This window comes from Hanamia caeni (genome assembly GCF_003721595.1).
Classification (GTDB): domain Bacteria; phylum Bacteroidota; class Bacteroidia; order Chitinophagales; family Chitinophagaceae; genus Ginsengibacter; species Ginsengibacter caeni.
Genome location: NZ_RJJR01000015.1, coordinates 65,186 through 85,242 on the forward strand (window position 1 = coordinate 65,186; position 20,057 = coordinate 85,242).

The 20,057-nt window shown below is 39.3% G+C and carries 18 protein-coding genes; 12 read left to right on the plus strand and 6 right to left on the minus strand.

What is annotated here, in order from left to right; all coding sequences use genetic code 11:
* Positions 1–9: 9 nt before the first annotated feature.
* From EFY79_RS17025 to EFY79_RS17035, 3 genes are all read right to left on the minus strand, one after another.
* Positions 10–2,421, minus strand: a complete 2,412-nt coding sequence (locus EFY79_RS17025) for a T9SS type A sorting domain-containing protein (protein WP_148041958.1) — start codon at positions 2,419–2,421, stop codon at positions 10–12.
* Between the two features lie 294 nt (positions 2,422–2,715).
* A complete protein-coding gene (locus EFY79_RS17030; protein WP_123121949.1) occupies positions 2,716–3,513 on the minus strand; it encodes an alpha/beta fold hydrolase in 798 nt (265 codons plus the stop codon).
* Between the two features lie 196 nt (positions 3,514–3,709).
* A complete protein-coding gene (locus tag EFY79_RS17035; RefSeq protein ID WP_158605239.1) occupies positions 3,710–4,990 on the minus strand; it encodes a rhomboid family intramembrane serine protease in 1,281 nt (426 codons plus the stop codon).
* A 213-nt stretch (positions 4,991–5,203) separates the two neighbouring features.
* Here EFY79_RS17035 and EFY79_RS17040 point away from each other — a divergent pair, with 213 nt between their 5' ends.
* The 3 genes from EFY79_RS17040 (at position 5,204) to EFY79_RS17050 (ending at position 7,744) form a co-directional block, all read left to right on the plus strand.
* The gene (locus EFY79_RS17040; RefSeq protein WP_123121951.1) at positions 5,204–6,082 is read left to right on the plus strand and encodes a hypothetical protein; all 879 of its coding nucleotides are present in this window, start codon (positions 5,204–5,206) and stop codon (positions 6,080–6,082) included.
* Positions 6,083–6,369: 287 nt separating this feature from the next.
* Positions 6,370–6,567 carry a hypothetical protein gene (locus EFY79_RS17045; protein WP_123121952.1) on the plus strand — a complete coding sequence of 66 codons (198 nt, stop codon included), beginning with the start codon at positions 6,370–6,372 and terminating at the stop codon, positions 6,565–6,567.
* A gap of 553 nt (positions 6,568–7,120) precedes the next feature.
* A complete protein-coding gene (locus EFY79_RS17050; RefSeq protein WP_123121953.1) occupies positions 7,121–7,744 on the plus strand; it encodes a fibronectin type III domain-containing protein in 624 nt (207 codons plus the stop codon).
* Between the two features lie 179 nt (positions 7,745–7,923).
* Here EFY79_RS17050 and EFY79_RS17060 read toward each other — a convergent pair whose 3' ends face one another.
* Positions 7,924–8,544: a LuxR C-terminal-related transcriptional regulator gene (locus EFY79_RS17060; RefSeq protein ID WP_123121955.1), complete on the minus strand. Its 621-nt coding sequence runs from the start codon at positions 8,542–8,544 to the stop codon at positions 7,924–7,926.
* A gap of 379 nt (positions 8,545–8,923) precedes the next feature.
* On the opposite strand from EFY79_RS17060, the gene EFY79_RS17065 reads away from it, so the two are divergent.
* The 5 genes from EFY79_RS17065 to EFY79_RS17085 are packed head-to-tail and all read left to right on the plus strand — an operon-like array spanning position 8,924 to position 16,388.
* A complete protein-coding gene (locus EFY79_RS17065) occupies positions 8,924–10,723 on the plus strand; it encodes a type I restriction-modification system subunit M (protein ID WP_123121956.1) in 1,800 nt (599 codons plus the stop codon).
* Positions 10,720–12,051 (plus strand): restriction endonuclease subunit S, encoded by a 1,332-nt coding sequence (locus EFY79_RS17070; protein ID WP_123121957.1) that lies wholly within the window; start codon positions 10,720–10,722, stop codon positions 12,049–12,051. Before EFY79_RS17065 ends, EFY79_RS17070 begins: the two co-directional genes overlap by 4 nt.
* On the plus strand, positions 12,044–12,388 hold the full coding sequence (locus EFY79_RS17075) for a hypothetical protein (RefSeq protein WP_148041959.1): 345 nt from the start codon (positions 12,044–12,046) through the stop codon (positions 12,386–12,388). Before EFY79_RS17070 ends, EFY79_RS17075 begins: the two co-directional genes overlap by 8 nt.
* Positions 12,385–13,401, plus strand: coding sequence for a hypothetical protein (locus EFY79_RS17080; protein WP_123121959.1), 1,017 nt, complete (start codon positions 12,385–12,387; stop codon positions 13,399–13,401). Before EFY79_RS17075 ends, EFY79_RS17080 begins: the two co-directional genes overlap by 4 nt.
* Positions 13,402–13,403: 2 nt before the next feature.
* Positions 13,404–16,388: a type I restriction endonuclease subunit R gene (locus EFY79_RS17085; protein WP_123121960.1), complete on the plus strand. Its 2,985-nt coding sequence runs from the start codon at positions 13,404–13,406 to the stop codon at positions 16,386–16,388.
* A 123-nt stretch (positions 16,389–16,511) separates the two neighbouring features.
* Here EFY79_RS17085 and EFY79_RS17090 read toward each other — a convergent pair whose 3' ends face one another.
* Positions 16,512–17,444: a cation diffusion facilitator family transporter gene (locus tag EFY79_RS17090; RefSeq protein WP_123121961.1), complete on the minus strand. Its 933-nt coding sequence runs from the start codon at positions 17,442–17,444 to the stop codon at positions 16,512–16,514.
* A 241-nt stretch (positions 17,445–17,685) separates the two neighbouring features.
* Positions 17,686–17,853 (minus strand): hypothetical protein, encoded by a 168-nt coding sequence (locus tag EFY79_RS21475; RefSeq protein ID WP_158605240.1) that lies wholly within the window; start codon positions 17,851–17,853, stop codon positions 17,686–17,688.
* Between the two features lie 126 nt (positions 17,854–17,979).
* Between EFY79_RS21475 and EFY79_RS17095 the strand changes: the two genes are divergently transcribed.
* From EFY79_RS17095 to EFY79_RS17110, 4 genes are all read left to right on the plus strand, one after another.
* Positions 17,980–18,204, plus strand: coding sequence for a DUF433 domain-containing protein (locus EFY79_RS17095; protein WP_123121962.1), 225 nt, complete (start codon positions 17,980–17,982; stop codon positions 18,202–18,204).
* The gene (locus EFY79_RS17100) at positions 18,194–18,559 is read left to right on the plus strand and encodes a DUF5615 family PIN-like protein (RefSeq protein WP_123121963.1); all 366 of its coding nucleotides are present in this window, start codon (positions 18,194–18,196) and stop codon (positions 18,557–18,559) included. The genes EFY79_RS17095 and EFY79_RS17100 overlap by 11 nt, the downstream gene beginning before the upstream one ends.
* Positions 18,560–19,231: 672 nt before the next feature.
* A complete protein-coding gene (gene arr / locus EFY79_RS22045; protein ID WP_394338873.1) occupies positions 19,232–19,648 on the plus strand; it encodes an NAD(+)--rifampin ADP-ribosyltransferase in 417 nt (138 codons plus the stop codon).
* A gap of 105 nt (positions 19,649–19,753) precedes the next feature.
* Positions 19,754–20,056: a DUF1330 domain-containing protein gene (locus EFY79_RS17110; protein ID WP_123121965.1), complete on the plus strand. Its 303-nt coding sequence runs from the start codon at positions 19,754–19,756 to the stop codon at positions 20,054–20,056.
* The last annotated feature ends 1 nt before the right edge of the window (position 20,057 follow it).

The following is a 20,057-nucleotide window of genomic DNA, read 5'->3' on the forward strand; positions in this document are numbered from 1 at the left end:
GCCGGAATTTTATTTTTCAATTTTAAAAGTAGCCGTTCGTCCTGCAAGGCTGGTTTTTATAAAATAAATCCCTTTGGGCAGGTTTGCAAGATTATTGATAGCGGCAACAGCCTGGCCTTTTGTAACATTGACCTTTTTGTTCAGGATAATTTTGCCATTGATATCAGAGATAGAAATATTCAATATACCATCCTGCTCCTCTTTTAAAGAAATTTCAATTTTATCAGTAAAGGGATTAGGGAAAACTTTCGCGTAAGTGCTCATTTCACTGTTCAAATTAATTACCTGCACTTTACTGTAGGAAACCTGGTTGTCGTTTGCAATACTTTTAAGGCGATAGTATAATTTGCCAGAAGCCGGTACGCTGTTCAACGCACTGAAATCGGTTATGAAATAGGTTTGAATGTTTTCTGACTTACCAGGTAATTGGGATTGAATATCCGTAAAGTTTGACCCGTCAAAGCTTTTTTGAATTTTATATTGCTGCAGGCCTGACTCCTGCGAAGATTTCCATTGCAATAAAACATCATTGTTTTCCTGTTTTGCCCCGAAAGAAAATATCCGCAGAGGCAAAACACTATAGCTACCATATCCTCTTTCATTGATAGAAATATCATCAACATAACCAGTGAAGGTTCCGCTCTGAGCAGCATGATCATAGCCTACAAGAATTGTTTTGATGGTTTTACCGTTTACAAAACTTCCAATCTTACAACTGGTCTTCGTCCAGGTACCTACTGTTCCCCGGCCTGCTGAAGGATGCATCGACATACCATTATCATCATAAGCACCCGCATCACGAAGGGCTGTTCCATCGGTAAACAAAAGGTCAACCGAAATGTATCTTCCTAAAGCATTTGAAGGATTGGTCCAGAAAGTCAGCTCTGTAGTGTCAGAAACCGGAATATTAACCGAAAATGCATTAAAATAGACATACGAGCTGGACGTAGAATTATCAGTTCCTGTAACTTTTAACGCATAGGTGCCACGGTGTGTATTTCCTGATACGGTTGTGCACGTGGGTGTACCATACATATTTTTCTTCAGGTAAACCGTTCCTGAAGCTATTGCGTCGTATTTTTTTTCATTGCTGGTTCTGAAAAATATTGGCCCCACGGAATAAGGAATCGGAACAGTTGACGTTGATGCATCTGTTTGCTTGATAACCCTTGACGATTTGCCTGCCAACCGCAAATAAAAATCAGAAGAAAGGTAAGTGCCATCAGCGCTGCTGGTAACAAAATATTGGTCAGTTGGGATCATATCATAACCGTCGGCCATGCTCATGATTGCTGTGCCTTCATCGTATTCATCAAACATGGCAATTTCTGCAGATTTAATTCCCAATAAACGAAGATTGGTTACCTGTCGCCACAAAAATTCTCCCTTATTTCTCGGTATCTGATTTTGCGTTCCTCCATTCCAGTTTGACCATGAAAAGCCGGGAAAAATAACCGGTTGATAAGCGATACCATGTGAATTACAATAAGTAAGATCAGGAGTCAGAAAATTGGTTTTGAAGTTGTCTGCCGAAGCCTGATCAGAATAAGCGCCCACTGCCCACGGCGATATCATATCTCCGGCATTGTAGGTATTGATCCAACCAGGTAAAGATGCTCCCGTTCCGGTGCGCCAGCCTGTGGGAACGCCAATTATTACATAGCAGCCCTGTGCTTTGAACCAATTTATCAGATCGAGCTGAATTGCCGCTGTACCTATTATATGATTATACCCAATGCCCCAAAGTTGCACTACAGGCTTTCCGCCCTGTTTTGCATACATGGGTGAAGAAGTGAACTGAAGATTTCCGACCATGTTGGCAGACCAATCGTTTTTAATGGCGTCAAACCTTGCCTGATCATTGGCAGCCGGTACATTTCCCAACCCGCTGAGATCATAAACCAGGTAAAACATGCGGTTATATTTTTCAGCAGATTTTCTAACATGTACGGCCATTGAATCCCTGTTGGCTTTATACCTGGGATCAACCAGTACTTCCCAGATAAACCGTTGGAAAGCTACACCGTCAATGCCATTTTTTTGCATCAGGCCGAATTGTTTATCTGTCACATCCTGCTTTATGGAAGCGTATAATTTTGAGGATGTTCCATTCCCCAGGTTGGCAAAATTTGTCTGAAACAGACTTGATGAATCATAATATTCAACGTCCGGATATACATCAAAATCCAGGTTTGGATTCGGATTCGGCAAAACGCCTGCTTTTGGAGCCGTTCCGATAGACCAGTGCGACCATGTATTAATGGGAGAGCCATCGCCTTCGGCGGTAAACCAGCCCTGGTAGCCACAAACCACCTTTCCAATTATGGATGATGGATCTGCGGGGGCTTGGGCTTTTGCCCCGTTGGTAAAAAGAGACAAAAGTCCCAAACAAATCGCTTGTAAAATGTAGACGCATTTCATGGATTTTCGTTTTGAATTATTTGATTTAATGGATTTAGCAAAATATTAAACGGAAATTTTCCTGGTGTAGTATTTAAGCTACAGGAACGTATTAATAATATAGAAAATATTAACGGCGTGAAATTGTACAAAATGCCTTATTAGTAAGTGTTTCAGAACTTATGCATCCATTATTTAAGTAAGAAAGCTATTCTTCAGGCAAAAAAATATTGATAATTGTCAAATACTTTTTGAGTACAATTTATTATGGCTTTAAAACAAAAGGTTGTTTGCGTGGTAGCAGAATTTTCAAAACTATTTATCCAAAAATTTTTCAATCATTGGCACCGCCAGGTCAATTTCCCTGAAGCCGGGTGTAAGTGTTGTTATTTCACCAATGTAGTCGCCGTGGCCGCCAGGTATTATGGCTAATTCAGAATTAGCTATTTGCCGGTGTAGTTCGATGGCATGCTCGGGAGTTATAACGTCCCGGTCGCCAATGATGATTAACGCAGGCGCGGTAACAGATTTAATTTTTTCATCCTGAATGTCTTTAAAATTTTGCATTCGCTTTACATCCCTGTCGTGCATTATTTGCAGGTCGTTTGCATCGGCCGCCACTTGTTTATAGGCAACCTTTAACTGTTCGGGCATATCATCCAGCTTCGCGTTTTTCATAAAATCCCAAAACCAATCGTGAACGCCATGACGCTTGGCAAGGGCTGAACCCAAAATTATTTTGTCAACGATTTGCGGATGGCGGATAGCGATTTGAAGGGCGGTTGTGCCACCGTTGCTGAAACCGAAGAAATCCGCTTTATCAATATGTAAATTTTTGAGCAGTGTGGCCACATCATCCGCATCCTGTTCAAAAGTTAAGTCGGCATTGCGGTCGCTTGTGCGCCCGTGCGCTTGTAATTCAACAGCGATTACTTTCCGGTTTTTTGCAAATAACGGAATAGCTTTTCCGAAGGAAGTTTGAATGGTTGAACCGCCGCCATGAATTAAAACAAGCGGCTTACCGTCCCCGTAAATTTCGTAATACATTTTCAAACCATTTACCTGCGAATAGCCACTGGTAAAAGTCAATTGGCTTTGTGTTGCATTTTCCATTTTGTATTGCTGGCTTTATCTTTTTATAGAAGAGTAAGGTAAAAATCACGACGGAAAGATTACCTGTGTTTATTTCTTTTATTATCGAATGTAAATAAAAAAGCGGGTTATATGTTTGTTTACTATGAATTGGTTCTGCCCCAGGCCGTGTCTCTCTTTCGGGCCTTGTACATATGCAGGACACGGCCGTGCTGAATTATTCACTGTCAATAGGGTATTCGCTCTGCATTTTTGGCGACACTTTATTGTTGTTCTTCTTCCGTTTGTTACTAACTGTTCCGGACAATGTCAATATTGCGCCGGCAGCAAAACCTGAAATAAGTCCGCCGATATGTGCAGCATTGTCGATATTTCCGGCTAGTCCCATTATTAAGTTGTAGCCAACAAAAATTAAAACCGTTGTAATCATTCCGCTGTTTACTTCTCTGTCTTTTTTATTCACCAAAACAAGCAATGCTAAAAAGAAGCCATACAATCCAAAAATTGCACCCGATGCCCCGGCGCTAACAACATTGTCGTGCCACCAAACACTTGTGAGACTTGCACATAGTCCGGTCAATAGATACAAAAATAAAAACCATTTTTTTCCAAGTACTTGTTCAACAAAAACGGAAACGAAAATAAAGCCAATAGCATTCATTAAAAGATGGACGATACCTATATGAACAAAAATGTTTGTCAGTAGCCGCCAGTATTCACCTTGATATATCGTTAATGCCCTTACGTTCCCTCCCCAGTTTACGATGTCTGTAACAAGTGGTTCATAAATACTAACACCATCGAGTAGCATAAGAACGAAAACCAAAATATTGATATCAAGAATGAGCGCTGAAATGAAATTGTCTTTGGCTGGAATTAAAAATGAGAAAAAGCTAAAAAACGATGTTTTCTCCTCTGTTTCCTTACCAAACAGCACCGATTTGTAAGGCTGCTTTTGAGAGAAAGAATACCCCGATGTCTTTTTTACTAACCGTTCGATAATTTTCTCCGTCGCTTTTGTGATTTTAATTACCTGCTTTCCATTTTCACTCACTTCTATTCTTAAATTTTCGCCAACTTCAAACTGGTCAAAAGTTTCATTAGAGAAATAAAGCTTCCGCAAATAGTCATCAGCAAGTTTTAAACAATATTCGTCCTTTCGAAAAAGCGGGCTATTTATTTTATCGGTGACCTGTGTGACGATAATTCTTTTCAAACCTGTCTGCAAACCCAGGACAGCCCTGTGAACTTTTTTAAAATAGTTTATGGAGAGAGGAATAAGAAATATTAGCCCGAAGAACAGCAAAGCCATTCTATAACTCATACTTTCTATCAGTGGCTTTTGATTTGGTCTGTTTGTTAGAAAAGGCGCAACCAACCAAAAGGCACCAAAAATGATTAGTTCCAGCCGAAAATCTTTCTTCCGGTTTTTGAGGTTCTGAAGCAGTCGCTTCCTGTCACTCTCAGTCTGGGCAGATAGCAGGTGTATGTATGTCATAGAAAAACGCATAACAATATTATACTAAACCCTTCATAAATCCAAGAAGTTATCCCTATTGATTATAAGCAAATTTTTATTGCGTTTTTTGCAGTGTTGTCGTTCTTCAAAAAGCATGCTTTAGATAAAGCATGTAAAAAATAAATCAATTTATAATAACATCTTTTAAATTTATATTATTACTTTAAATTGAATTTCTAAATACTTACAATTGTGAATGAAGAAAATAATTTGCCGGAAGATGATAAATTCAGTGACGATCCGGAAGAGAACCTGCGCATGCAAAATGATTTTTTGAAAATGAAAATGATGGCGGAGTCCGGCGCTTTTTTTGGCGGTGAAGGTGGCCTGCCACCAGATATTGAAAACCAGTTTCTAAAAAATATAATGGAGTTTGAAAACGCCAACCTGGATGCGAAATCTTTTACCGTATTTGATCTTCTTGATAAACCCGGTTTTGAAGATGAAAAGGATCTTAACGATGAAAGGTTTGAAACTGAATATTCCAGGTTAATCAGGTTATTGCAGGATCACAGCATAGATGTTTCGTTTAGCCGTGAGAGAGATGATCGTTTTAAATACAACTTTATTACCAAAGAATTGTTTGAGCATCAAACCACTTTTATGCCGGTGAAGGGAATGGTAACAGGTTTTCTGTATGAAGAATTTCATCCTGATCATGAATTGGATATTACAAATTTAACCAACCGTTTTTTGGATGATTTTTTTGAAAGAAGCCTTGATGTAGATACTTATTATATCAATGAACAAATCATACATCCTGACGGCAAACTTATCCCCCGGGAAGAAATCATCAAAAGATTTTTGTCGATGTATGAAGCAATACCGGAATTTGAAAACACTTCTTTCGTTATAGAAAACCAGGATTTTGAATTGCAGCAAAAAGACGATGCTGAAACAGGAATGGGTTTTAGCGAGGGAACTATTCAGTATGATGCAATATTCCGGGACGGAGAACGTAAAAAAATCAATGGCCCGTTTAAAATATATTTTGCGTTGGAGTGGGATTGCTGGACAATTTGCTTCTTCTATCTCGCGGGGTATAATATCTTCGCAAAAGAAAAAGATTAGTCAGAAAGAGAAATAATTTTTTTTGTACCGCTGCTCTCTGTCCGTTTGCACCGACCAATAATTATCTGGCTGCTTCATTTTATGAAAAAGAGATAAGTAATTTGAAATTTGCAAAGCATATAGAGTGGTTTTTCTGGAACCATCGCGGTTTTCGTGAACACGACCAGGACTGGAGGAAGCCGGCCTGAACTAAAGTTTACGTGACGTCCACTCTCATGAGACGTTGCTTAGAAGAAAGATATATCCCAGTCAGACTGGCCTTTCCTTGAACTTTGTAGTTGTTTTCCATGAAAGTTTTTCTGCTTGTATTGCCGAAGTCAACCGGTAATTACCCGGCTGCCTCCTTTTATGAAAATAAGATAAGTACTTTCAAATTTACAAAGCATATCAGAGTGGTTTCTCCGGAAAACATCGCGGTTCGTGAACACGACCAGGACGGGAGAAGCCGGCCTGAATTAAAGTTTACCCTACGTCCACTATCGTGAGACGTTGCTTAGAAGAGGTCATTGTGAGGATATACAAAGGTCATTGTAAGGGTACACAACGGTCGTTGTAAGGATATACAACGGTCGTTGTAAGGGTATACAATGGTCATTGTAAGGATATACAATGGTCGTTGTAAGAGTATACAATGGTCGTTGTAAGGGTATACAATGGTCGTTGTAAGGTATACAATGGCCGTTGTAAGGGTATACAATGGTCGTTGTAAGGGTATACAATGGTCATTGTAAGGGTATACCATGGCCATTGTACACCGTGATTTTTGAAATTCCAGGTCATTCATGCGTCGGGGAGAGTTGAGCAAATACCGCTTTTCTGCCGCGAAATGTGGATAACTTCATTTTTCCAACAGCGATTTAAAAAAACTTTTTGGAAAACGGAAGCGCTGCAATGCCCTGTTTGCGGGCTTTTTTGCTTGCAACGAAAAAAACTGCTTTTCATTATACCCCATTAATGGGGTTGCAGGCGTCGGCTTTATATTTCAATTTAGCCTTCTCATTAAAAAAAAAATGAGGCCTAAATCTAAATTTTATATCAATGAAAAAGTTTATCAGGAGGGTTATCAAAACTTTCAAAAGACTAGCCGACGCAAATTTTCTGGCATTTGGTCAAAACGTTACCGGCAAAATGAATGCCGCCGTAGCCACATTCCCAAACCCTGTACCATCGCTCGAGAGTATTAACAACGAGCTGGACAATTATGCAGCGTTACTGCAGAGCTCGGCCAACAGGGACAAGGTACAGGTGCAGCTAAAAAACATCAGCAAGTTTAACCTGAACCAAATGCTGAGCCAGCTTGCAGATTATGTTAACACCACCACTACCGACTCGGCGTTACTTGCCAGCACCGGTTTTGAATTGAACAAGCTGCCACAACCCATTACGATCACAGCCCCCGAAAACCCTACTCTCACCGATGGTGGGGGTAGCGGCCGGCTGCTACTTAAATTTAAAGCGGTAAAGGGTGCATCAAGTTACGTGTTTCAATACACGTCGGATCCTACTTTGCAGGAGAGCAGTTGGGTAAGCTTCCCCGCTACTACCACCTCCTTCACTTTTACCGGGCTTACCAAAGGCACTACTTATTACTGCCGGGCATTGGCTGTAGGCGCCAACCAGCAGGTTAAGGACAGTATTGTCGTAAACCGTATTTCACAATAATCACCCACAGGCCTCGTTTTTTTCTTAATTGAAAGTTGAAAATGGAAAATGGAATTAACTTCCAAAACCCATTTTCAATTTTTATTTTCCATCCTTCTTCCTCCATTCTCCATTCTCCATTTTCAATTCCCAGTCTACAATTCTCCATTTCTCATAATTCATAATTCCTAATTCATAATTCACGATTCATAATTCAACATCCCCTCCATCCCCGCCACACTTCTATACCCCATCATACTCTTCAGCTTTTTCCGGTAGCTTTTTACCGTATTTTCTTTTAACCCGGTAGCCATAGCTATTTCTTTATTACTGTAGCCCATGCAAATGCAGTACAGCATCCGCAGCCACGTATCATCCAGGTTTTTTGCAAAAGAGGCTGCTCCGTTCAGTCTTTGCCGCAATTGGGTCTGGCTGCAATAATACTGTTTGCCTTTGGCCGCCTGCTTTACGGCATACAGGTATTCGATAGGCGACGCGTCCCGGGCAATGTATCCGGCATGCAAAGCGCGTATCATTGCCGGGAGTTTATCTGCATCCTGATGGCGCCATGATACCACCAGCTTTGTTTTGTCGCATCCGGCTGCCAGCTTTTGCCATGCAGCCCTATCGCGCACGCCCTCTAGTTCCAGCCCTGCCAGCACCACGTCAGGCTGCAGTTCCTTTACTTTTTCGGGCAGCGCTTTGCCATTGTCCACCCTTGCCACTACGCCGATGCCGGCATGTGACTCTACAATGTTTTGAAGAATGTCGCTGAACACATAGTGGTTATGGGCGATGATAAGTGTGATGGGAGTACTCATTTGGGGTTAGTTTGGTGGAATTAATTATTTGGTAGATTAAATATATATCGTTGTGATATGTTTTCAAAGAAATAGGGGGATTTTTTTTGGGTTCTTTAAATGGGAGGCAAGCGATAGGATCGCTACTGCGCCGTTTTGGTGCCCGCTAAAATTATTTGATTCAACACTTCCGCCGGATCGTGAAAAAATTTCTTTTTTAAATATTCAATTATTTTTACCTTGAAGCGCTTTTGAGTTTCTCCTTCCATGAAGAAACTAACTGTGGTTGATGAAAATATGCATTATCATACCATTCTATAAAAAAGCATTTAGCTTTTGTTCTCCGGAAGATAATCAAATTCATAAAGAGGACTGTTTTGAGAAATAATAAAAGATATTAATGAAGAACTTTAAAGAGAAAGCCGACCTAATTTGGAGAGTAGCTGACCTGCTGCGAGGAGATTACAAACAGTCGGACTACGGAAAGGTAATCCTTCCTATGACAGTGCTAAGAAGACTGGACTGCGTACTTGAACCAACCAAACAGAAAATGCTGGATTACCTGCCAAAAGTGGATTCTCTAAAAGAAAGCGCCAAAGATATTGCACTGAATAAAATTGCTGGTTTCAACTTCCATAACAGAAGCCAATTCAACTTTGATAAGCTGATTGCCGATCCAAATAACATTTCTGTAAATCTGAGAAACTATATAAACGGTTTCTCCACTAGTGCAAGGGAAATTATTGAGTACTTCAATTTTGACGATCAGATTGACAGAATGGACGACCCGAAAACAGACATCCTTTTCAGAGTGGTCAAAGCCTTTCAGGAGATTGACCTGACTGACATGGATTCTATTGAAATGGGTTACACGTTTGAAGAATTGATCCGAAAATTTGCGGAACAATCTAATGAAACAGCCGGAGAACACTTTACCCCAAGAGAAGTCATTCGGTTGATGGTGAATTTGTTGTTTATTGAAGACAAAGATATTTTAACCCAAGAGGGCATTGTAAAAACACTTTATGACCCTGCTTGCGGAACGGGTGGTATGCTTTCTGAAAGTGAAAAGTATTTAAAAGATTTCAATTCAAAGGCTGATTTAAAAGTATTTGGACAAGAAATCAATCCAGAATCCTACGCCATCTGTAAATCGGACATGCTGATTAAGGGACAAAACCCAAGCAATATCAAGTTTGGAAACACCTTTACTGTGGACGGTCTGGAAGATGAAAAATTTGATTACATGCTTTCCAATCCACCTTTTGGTGTGGACTGGAAAAAAGCCGAAAAAATCATCAAAGCTGAGGCAGATAGCAAAGGCATGAGCGGACGCTTTGGTGCAGGTTTGCCAAGAATTAATGATGGTTCTTTGCTTTTTCTGCAACACATGATTTCTAAAATGAAATCAGGCAGAACCCGTATTGGTATTGTTTTCAATGGCTCGCCATTGTTTACTGGTGCAGCAGAAAGTGGTGAAAGCAATATCAGAAAATGGATTATTGAAAATGATTGGCTGGAAGCCGTTATTGCACTACCCGACCAACTTTTTTACAACACAGGTATCAGTACCTACATTTGGATTGTTACCAACGATAAAAGTGCGGAGCGAAGTAGGAAAGTGCAATTGATAAACGCAACAGGAGCAAAAGATGAAGAACTAACCAAAGAAGGAAAATTAGATTTCAACCGTTTTTGGCAAAAAATGGATAGAAGCCTGGGCGACAAGCGAAAGAAAATTGCTGAAAACGGCAATAGCAAAGGCATTGGATTTATTACCCAACTCTACGGCAATTTTCAAGAGAACGAATTCTGTAAAATTTTACCCAACGAGTTTTTTGGCTACTGGCGAATTACAGTAGAACAGCCACTAAAAGAAAACGGCAAAGTGGTAAAAAGCAAAGGACAACGCAAACCAGACACTTCTTTACGGGATTATGAAAACATACCATTCTTGAAAAAAGATGCTGACGGAAACCTTATACCACAAACCATTGAGGAATACTTTGACACAGAGGTGAAACCTCACTTACCCCAAGCATGGATAGACCACAGTAAAACCAAAATTGGCTACGAAATCAATTTCACCAAGTATTTCTATGAGTTCAAGCCATTAAGACCTTTGGCGGACATCAAAGCGGATGTTTTGGCTTTGGAGGAAAAGACATTGGAAACCGAAAAAACAGTGCTGGACTCATGAGAAAATACGATTCATACAAAGAGTCTGGCATTGAATGGATTGGCGAGATTCCAAGTGAATGGAAGACAAAGAAAATCAAACACCGTTGCACTGTAAAAGCACGTGTTGGATGGAAAGGGTTAAAGTCTGATGAGTTTCTAACTGAGGGTTATTCTTATCTGGTTACTGGTTCTGATTTTAAAAATAATTCTGTTAACTGGAAAGAATGCTACCACATTGACCAAGAACGCTACGAGGAAGACCCATACATTCAACTACAAGAAGAAGATTTGCTAATTACAAAGGATGGCACGATAGGTAAACTTGCCATTGTTAAAAAATTAGATAAGCCGGCTTGTTTGAATAGTGGAATTTTTGTTCTTCGTTCTACCAATAAAGATTTCTCAACTGAGTTTTTATTCTGGATACTAAAGTCCAAAGCATTTACACAGTTTAACGACTATACATCCTATGGTTCAACGATTCAACATTTGTATCAAAATGTATTTGTTGAATTTTCATATCCTTTTCCAAGCACCAAAGAACAAGCCGCCATCACTCACTACCTCGACCGCAAAACAGCCGAGATAGACGAACTGATAGGCGACAAAAAACGTCTACTCGAACTCTACGAAGAAGAAAAAACAGCCATCATCAACCAGGCCGTCACCAAAGGCATCAATCCGGATGTACCAATGAAAGATTCAGGCATTGAATGGTTGGGCGAAATACCGGAACATTGGAACACAAGCCCCTTAAAGTATCTTGGTAAGTTCATTAATGGTTTTTCATTCAAAAGTTCCGACTTTTCGTCATATGGCGTACGAGTTTTAAAAATATCGAACATTCAGCATATGAGGATTGATTGGGGTGATGAATCATTCATTGATGAAATATTTTATGAGTCACATGAAAACTTTAGGGTTCTTGAAAATGATTTAGTCTTTGCCCTGACCCGTCCAATAATATCGACAGGAATAAAAGTTGCTTTGATTGATACTTCTGAACCTATTCTTTTGAATCAAAGAAATTCAATATATAGACCGACTGATATAGATATAAAGTGGGTTTACTACATTCTGCTTTCAGCAAATTTCATTCAAGAATTTGATAGCAGAATTGACAAAACAGGACAACAGCCGAACATTTCTTCTAATGACATTGGGGAGATAAAAATCACCATTCCAAAAGAAGGCGAACAAAAAGAAATTATTTCATTCATTGATAAAAGGTGTGCTGAAATAGAAATGAAAACAGCAAAAACTGAGAAATTAATTGGATACTTAACCGAATACCGCACGGCCTTGATTAGTGAAGTGGTAACGGGAAAAATAAAAGTAATTGAATAAGCTTATGGGTAATTTATTAAATAGAATAGAAATTGAAGAATCATTTTCGGCAATAAGAAGTTTTCTTCAAGCTGGCGGATTAAATCCTATTGACCATCATCTTAACTTGGAACTTGAAGTGTACGTTAAGAGGCAAAATTTCACTGGTCGATTTGAAATAGAATGTAGAGATTATTTGGACAATATAAGTTATATTCTTTGCTCAGATGTGTTTAAAGCTAACGGCTTTTATCGACCCGTTTGGACTGCATATAACTTATTTAGCTTTAATAATACAACTCAAGAGCTTTCTTTTCAACTTGACAAGGATAAATATATAATAAATCACCTAAAATGACACTGTGCACCGCATATATACGCCAAGCTAACGATACCGAAGAACTGGTATTTGCCACAGATAGTTGCTTGACTGGTGGCGAAAAATGGAAGCACGGCATCAAACTTTTTGAATTACCAAGAAAGGATTGCTTGCTTTGTTTTGCCGGTAGTACAATTCGTGCTTATCCTTTGGTTTTGAATTTGGTTTCTTCTATATATTTAGACAATTACCTGCAATCTCCTTCAGCTACGCTGGCGGAAGTATTAGAATTCCTGTCGGAACTCTTTACCAAACTGGTCAAGACTATTACAGAAGTTGGCAAAGAGCAGATCCATGAAGAACGAGGGGCAGCTCGCTTTCTGTTCGGAGGTTGGGATTGGCAGGAAGGCCGGAACGGTGCATTTAAGGTTTGGGAGTTGTTTTATTCTAAAGAGGTAGAAGGCTTCATTTTCAATGAACTGACTAACAACAGCACGCAAACCATCTTTTACACATTCCTTGGCGATGCGGCTATTGATGTAGAGAAGGAGGCTAAAGACCGTTTCAAAAAGTTGCTGGCTGACGAAGACAGGATCGGCTCTAAAATCGACATGGAACCGCTGCGCATCCTTAGTGGAATCTCATTGGATAAGAACATTCGGGAAGTGGACGGCAGTTTGCAGATAGCCAAAATTTATAAATCCAACCGTACTGAGTTCTTTGGCATTTACTGGGAATCCAGCAAAGGAAAACCCTGTTTTCAAGGAAGGGAGTACAACGAGATCAACAAACCATTGGTACGTTATTTTGATCCGGATACCTTTGAAATCATTGAATCCGATTTGCCCAATAAACTATGCAACATCACAGAAGAAGTTTATCAGGAAGATTACGAAACAGTAAAAGAATGTTTTGATGATGGAGGATTTTTGAAGGGAAATTTAACCGAGAAGCAAAAGTATACCCTACGATTGATATTCAAAAACGTTGCGTATAAGCAATTTATAATGCTGCAGGAAGAGTCAGAAGCGCAACTGCACATAAAAGAATGAGAATGAGCATAACAACCGAAAATACATTTGAAACCGCCTTAGTGCAGTCCTTAACAGAACAAGGCGGCTACACCGAAGGAAATGCACCGGATTACAGTCCTGAATTGGGTATGTTCAAATATGAAGTGATTAAATTTTTACAAGAATCACAACCTCAACGCTGGGAGAAGATTTGTTTGATCCATGGTGAAGACGCTTATAACCGGGTCATTCAAAGACTTTACAAAGAATTAGACTTGCGGGGTAGTCTCGATGTGCTTAGAAATGGTTTTGTAGATTATGGTGTACGGTTTCAAATGGCCTATTTTCAACCTGCTTCGGGCTTGAACCCGGATGCAGTGGATTTATACAATAAAAACAGCCTAAAAGTTTACCGCCAAATTTATTACAGCACTAAGGTTAAAAATTCAGTTGATGTACTACTTTCGCTCAATGGCATTCCTATTGCAACATTAGAACTCAAAAATCAATTTACAGGGCAAAATGTCGGCAACGCTTTAAAGCAATACAGCACCACAAGAGATACCAGAGAAATCCTTTTTGCCTTTAAAAAGCGTGCTTTGGTTCACTTTGCCGTTGACCAGGATGAAGTGTTCATGACTACCAAATTAGACGGTAATAAAACCTATTGGCTTCCTTTCAACAAAGGTACCAACAACGGCAAAGGCAATCCTCAAAACCCCCACGGATACAGAACCGCTTATTTGTGGGAAAATATTTTGAAAAAAGACAGTTGGATGGAAATCCTCCAAAGGTTTGTGCATTTACAAACGGAAGAAATTGAGGTAGAAGGCAGAATCTACAAAAAAGAGAAGCTGATATTTCCAAGATTCCATCAATTAGATGCCGTTAGACGCATTGACGAAAATGTTTTGAATGTCGGTATTGGTAAAAATTATTTGATACAACATTCTGCCGGGTCAGGTAAAAGTAATACCATTGCCTGGTTGGCTTACCGTCTATCAAGTTTGCACAACTCTATAGATGAGAGAATATTCGATTCTGTAATAGTAGTAACTGATAGAAAAATTCTTGACCAACAATTACAAAACACCATTTACCAACTTGAACACAAAACAGGAGTTGTTCAGAAAATAGACAAAGACAGTACGCAATTGGCTTCTGCCTTGGGCTATGGCACTAATATTATCATTACCACCCTTCAAAAGTTCCCTTTTGTCGTTGACAAAGTGAGTGAACTACCAGAAAGAAAATATGCCGTAATTATTGATGAAGCCCACAGTTCACAAGGTGGCGAAGCCAGTAAAAAACTAAAAGAAGTTTTGACTTCAAAATCTTTGGAGCAAGCAGTCACCGATGACAATGATGATTATACAAGTGACGATTTTGTAAGAGAACAAATCGAGAGATCAGCAGCAGCGAGAGGTCAACAACCAAACATTTCTTTCTTTGCTTTTACCGCAACTCCGAAATATAAAACATTACAGGTCTTTGGTGATAAAGATGCAGAAGGAAAACCAAAGCCCTTCCATCTGTATTCTATGCGTCAAGCTATAGAAGAAGGTTTTATTTTGGACGTGTTGCAGAACTATACAACTTATGAACTCTATTTTAAGCTGACCAAAGCAATTGAAGAAGACCCAAATTTCAATAAGAAAAAGGCAGCAAAAGCTATCGGCAAATTCATATCATTACATCCGCACAACTTAGCGCAAAAAACCGAGATCATCATTGAGCATTTCAGAAATATAGTTGCCAAAAAGATTGGAGGCAGAGCCAAAGCCATGTTAGTATGTGGTTCAAGATTGCACGCCAAACGCTATTTTGAGGAATTTCGCAGATATATCAAAACCAAAGGTTATGAAAAAGAAATCAAGGTATTGGTTGCATTTTCAGGAAAAGTAATGGACAATAATGTACCAAATGGTGTGTCTGAATCTGAACTGACTGGCTACAGCGAAAAAGAATTGCCAACTATTTTTGACAAAGAAGAATACAAAATTCTAATTGTAGCTGACAAGTATCAAACAGGTTTCGACCAACCCTTGCTGCATACCATGTATGTAGATAAAAAGCTTTCGGGCGTAAAAGCGGTTCAAACCCTTTCACGTTTGAATAGAACCTGTCCCGGCAAGGAGGACACTTTTGTGTTAGACTTTGCCAACTACAGGCAAACGATTCTCGATTCGTTTCAGCCTTATTACGAGGTAACTTCTGTGAAGGAAGAAACAGATGTAAATCACCTGTATGACTTGAAAGCGAGATTAGACGAATTTCAAGTATACTGGAAACAGGAAATAGAGGCATTTGCGAAAGTTTACTTCAATCCTAAGACCAAACTGAATAATCCTAAACAGCAAAAGCATTTATATGCATTTACTGACCCAGCCGTAGACCGATACAAAGCTATAGCTGAAGAAGAAAAAAAAGATGAATTCAAAAAGAGCTTACGTTCCTGGACAAACTTATATGCTTTCCTTTCTCAAATCATGCCTTTCACTGATTCGGAATTTGAAAAGTTCTATGCATATACCAAACTACTTCAAACCCGCTTGCCAAAAAGAGAACTGTCAGAATCGTTACATTTAGACGATGAAGTAGCTTTGGAATACTATCGGTTGCAGAAAATAAAAGAAGGTTCAATAGAATTACAAAAAGGGGATGAAGGTGAACTAAGTGGAACATCAGAGGCAGGATTAACAAGGTCAAAAGACGAAGAAGCTTTGCTTTCTGAAATTATTAATGTACTAAACGACCGCTTTGGGACTGAATTTGAAGAAGCAGACAAACTTTTCTTTGACCAAATAGAAGCCGAATTAATGGAAGATGAAACGTTGAAGACTCAAGCAAGAGTCAACAAAATTGACACTTTTAAATTCGCATTCAACGATAAGTTCATCGATAAACTCATCGGACGTATGGACCAAAATCAAGAAATCTTTGAAAAAATTTTAGAGGATAAAACTTTTGGCGATTTGGTAAAAGAATTAATGATGAGAAAAATTTATAAAAAGCTGAATGAATGAATTTACTCGCCTGTTTTTTTGAACTATGCCAATAATCAACCGGGCTCTACAGCATAACGGGTTATTTATGCCTTTTGATTTTAAATGATCTATCCATTTGTAAACAAGACAAATGACCCGCTTTTACCGTTGCTTCTTTTGTTGGCTATCAAATGCGGTATAGCCCTGCGGTTGGATGATCACAAATTCAATACGCGTGAATTCTTCTTTGATTGTCTTGCGCACGCGTTCTATGGCATTGGTTATTTCACCGGTATCCAGGCCGGGTTTAAAATATACGATGAGCATCAGCACCACTTCTTCGGGTGCCTCATAAGTGGAAAGTATGCGACTTACCTTAACAATTGATGGATCTTTTTCTACAAGCGCTTTTATCCTTTTTTGCGTTTCGGGCGCTATGCCTTCGCCCATCAGCAGGCTGCGGCTTTCTCTTGCGAGTATCATCGAGGCAAACACCAGCAATAAACCGACAAGTATGGAAGCAATGCCATCCAGCGCGGGCATGTTATAGGCATTGTTGAATACCATTAAAATAAAAACAATAAACAATCCAAGCACTGCTGCGCCGTCTTCAAACAGTACCAGAAAACTCGATGGATCTTTGCTTTGTATGATCGCTTTCCAAAATGACAGGTCGCCCCTGGCTTTATTAAATTCTTTTATAGCGATAAGAAATGAGCCGCCATCAAAAATAAAAGAAAAGCCAAGCACCGCATAATTCCAGGTGGGGTCTCCTAATGGCTCCGCGTTGCGGATATGTAAAATGCCCTGGTAAATAGAAAGTCCGCCTCCAAGGCCAAAAATGAGAATTGAAACAATGAATGACCAGAAATAAAGTTCTTTTCCATAACCAAAAGGCCTGAGATTATCTGCCGGCTTCCTACTTCTTTTCAGGCCATATAAAAGCAATACCTGGTTGACAGTGTCTACCAACGAATGAATACCTTCAGAAATCATGGAAGAACTGTTGGTGCGCGCACCGGCAATAAATTTTGTAGCGGCTATCAAAATATCAGCTACTAAGGCACTGTAGATGGATGCTTTATTTTTTACCATAGAAAATAGATTGCACTTAAAAGGCGCCTGATTTACAGAGGCATTTCATTTAGATTCGATCAGTCCTATCTGTTCTGAAATTGAACCGATCAAAAGCAATACCATCGTTACGATATGGCAAAAGAATTGTGGGTAAAGGTTCTTTTCGTAACAACGCGCGGGAAGTAACAGAAGTAAAGATTGTTGGCGGGGACGGCAACAACAGCAGGAAAACTGTACAAATAATTTGTTTGCCGAAAGATTAAAACCGGCAGGGCTGGCTTGTATAATTACCGTTGACGCCATTTGCTTTCCAGGCCGATAAAATCTTCGAGATGGTAAATTGAATCCGAACCGGCAAATAAAATGGTTCTGTCATCCACAATCGTGTCCATTCTCCTTTTTGAGCCGGATGAAAATATTGCTTCATCTGAAATTGAGAAGATTGAGTTAGACAGATGAGAACAAGCAAAACCTTATTGTCGGTGTTACGACCCACTCTTTTGCTACATCTTTTTATCTTAAGAATTCTGACTAACTTTAAACAAATATTTTTATGGTAACAGATTATATCGAACAAAAGCCAGGCGTGCTTGGCGGCAAAGCTGTAATAAAAGGTACGCGGATTGGAGTTGATCTTATTTTGGAAAAAATAGGTGCAGGCGAAAGCATTGAAGACCTTCTAAAAGCTTATCCTTTTTTAAGCAAAGAAGCTATCCTTGCCTGTATTTCCTACGGTGCATCATTGGTGAGAAATGAAATTCTTATCGATGTTGAATAAATTTCCTTTGATCATAGTGGATGAAAGTACTGATGCGAGAATCAGCAAAACTTTGAGGAATGCGGGTTTCAGTATATTTTCTGTTCAGGAAATGATGCCTGGAACAGACGATCTCGATATTATCAAATTTGCTGCTGAAAAAGAGGCTTATATTTTAACTGAAGATAAAGATTTTGGGGAGCAACTTGTTTATCGAAGATCTTCACATTACGGTGCAATGCTTTTGAGATTAAAAGGGATTGACATTAAAGAAAAGAATCGCCTTGTATTATTGGCTTTGGACAAACATTCGGTTGAATTGCTAAATAATTTTTCTGTATTGACTAAAAATAAATTACGAATTCGTAAGCGGTGACCGAGAGACATGCATTTAAGAAACAAACAGATTATGGCATTTTTGTTCCACGAATTTCTCTGCCATGGTTCCTGACTCATGAACCGCAACTTTAAATTATGGAATTGGAAAATTTGTATCTATATTATTGATACATTCATTTTGTCTTGTCCTAAAATACGTTTACGCAAAAAAAGTGTAAAATGTATAATTCAAATGAGTTTGTAACATGAACTTTTTCCAATAACAGCAGGACAAGCCTTCGACAGGCGTTCGACAAGCCTTCGACAGGCTCAGGCTGACATCCGCTGCAATGATTGATAAAATCGGGTTAATTTTATTGGCTAAAAATTTGCATTTCTAATTATGGAATTCAGTCCAAAGAATAACGTTGTAAAGCTTTGCCTGCAAGGTATGAACCTTGAACAAAATGGCAGCGCCGAAGAAGCGAAAAATATATTTCTCCGTGCATGGGATGAAGCGGCGTCCGGCTTCGAAAAATTTATTGCTGCTCATTTTGTGGCCCGCCACCAAAAAAATATTCCCGATCAGCTAACGTGGCTTCAGACTCAATTGAACCTGGCTCTACAGGTGAATGATGCTGCTGTTAAGCCTGCTTTTGCTTCGCTGTATTCTAAAATCGCGGAATGCTACGCAGAATTACATGATGCAGAAAATTCGGAAAAATATTTTATGCTTGCTAATTCGTGCGTACAAACACCTGCTGATAAAGGCCCTTTCTATCATGGAACAAAGGCGGATTTGAAAGCCGGTGATTTCCTTACAGCGGGTTTTGGTTCCAATTACAAATCAGATTTGATAATGAACCATATTTATTTTACGGCGATGATAAATGGCGCTGGCCTCGCGGCTTCTATGGCAAAAGGGGATGGGGAAGAGCGTGTTTATATCGTTGAGCCAACAGGCGAATTTGAAAATGATCCCAATGTCACCAACAAAAAATTTCCGGGCAACCCTACGCGTTCTTACCGGACTGATTCGCCTTTAAAAATTATCGGTGAATTAAGGGACTGGGCCCGGCAAACGCCGGAGGAGCGGGACAAATGGCGGGAGAGATTGGCAAATAACAAAGGAGAAATTATTAATTAAGGCCATCAACAAAATCTGCATTTCTTTTAACGAGCGGTTTAAGAAATTTATTCAAAAAAATCTTCTTCATCGATTGCACAAAATAATTATCTAAAATTATAACCGATGTTTTTTATCACGCAACTTATCTACATTAAACAAGAGCAGGAAAATGTGTTCGATCAATTTGAAGATATTGCCATGCCTCTTATTGCAAAATACAATGGCAGGCTTTTACTTCGCGTAAGGCCTACGGAAAATTCCTTTATAGAAAATCAGATTGATAAGCCTTATGAAATTCACCTGGTGGAGTTTGGCTCCGAACAGGATTTTCACAATTTTGGCAAAGATGAAGAGCGCAAAAAATTTCTTCATCTGAAAGAACAATCGATTAAATCAGTGATGATGATTAAGGGCACGGAAGTCTGAA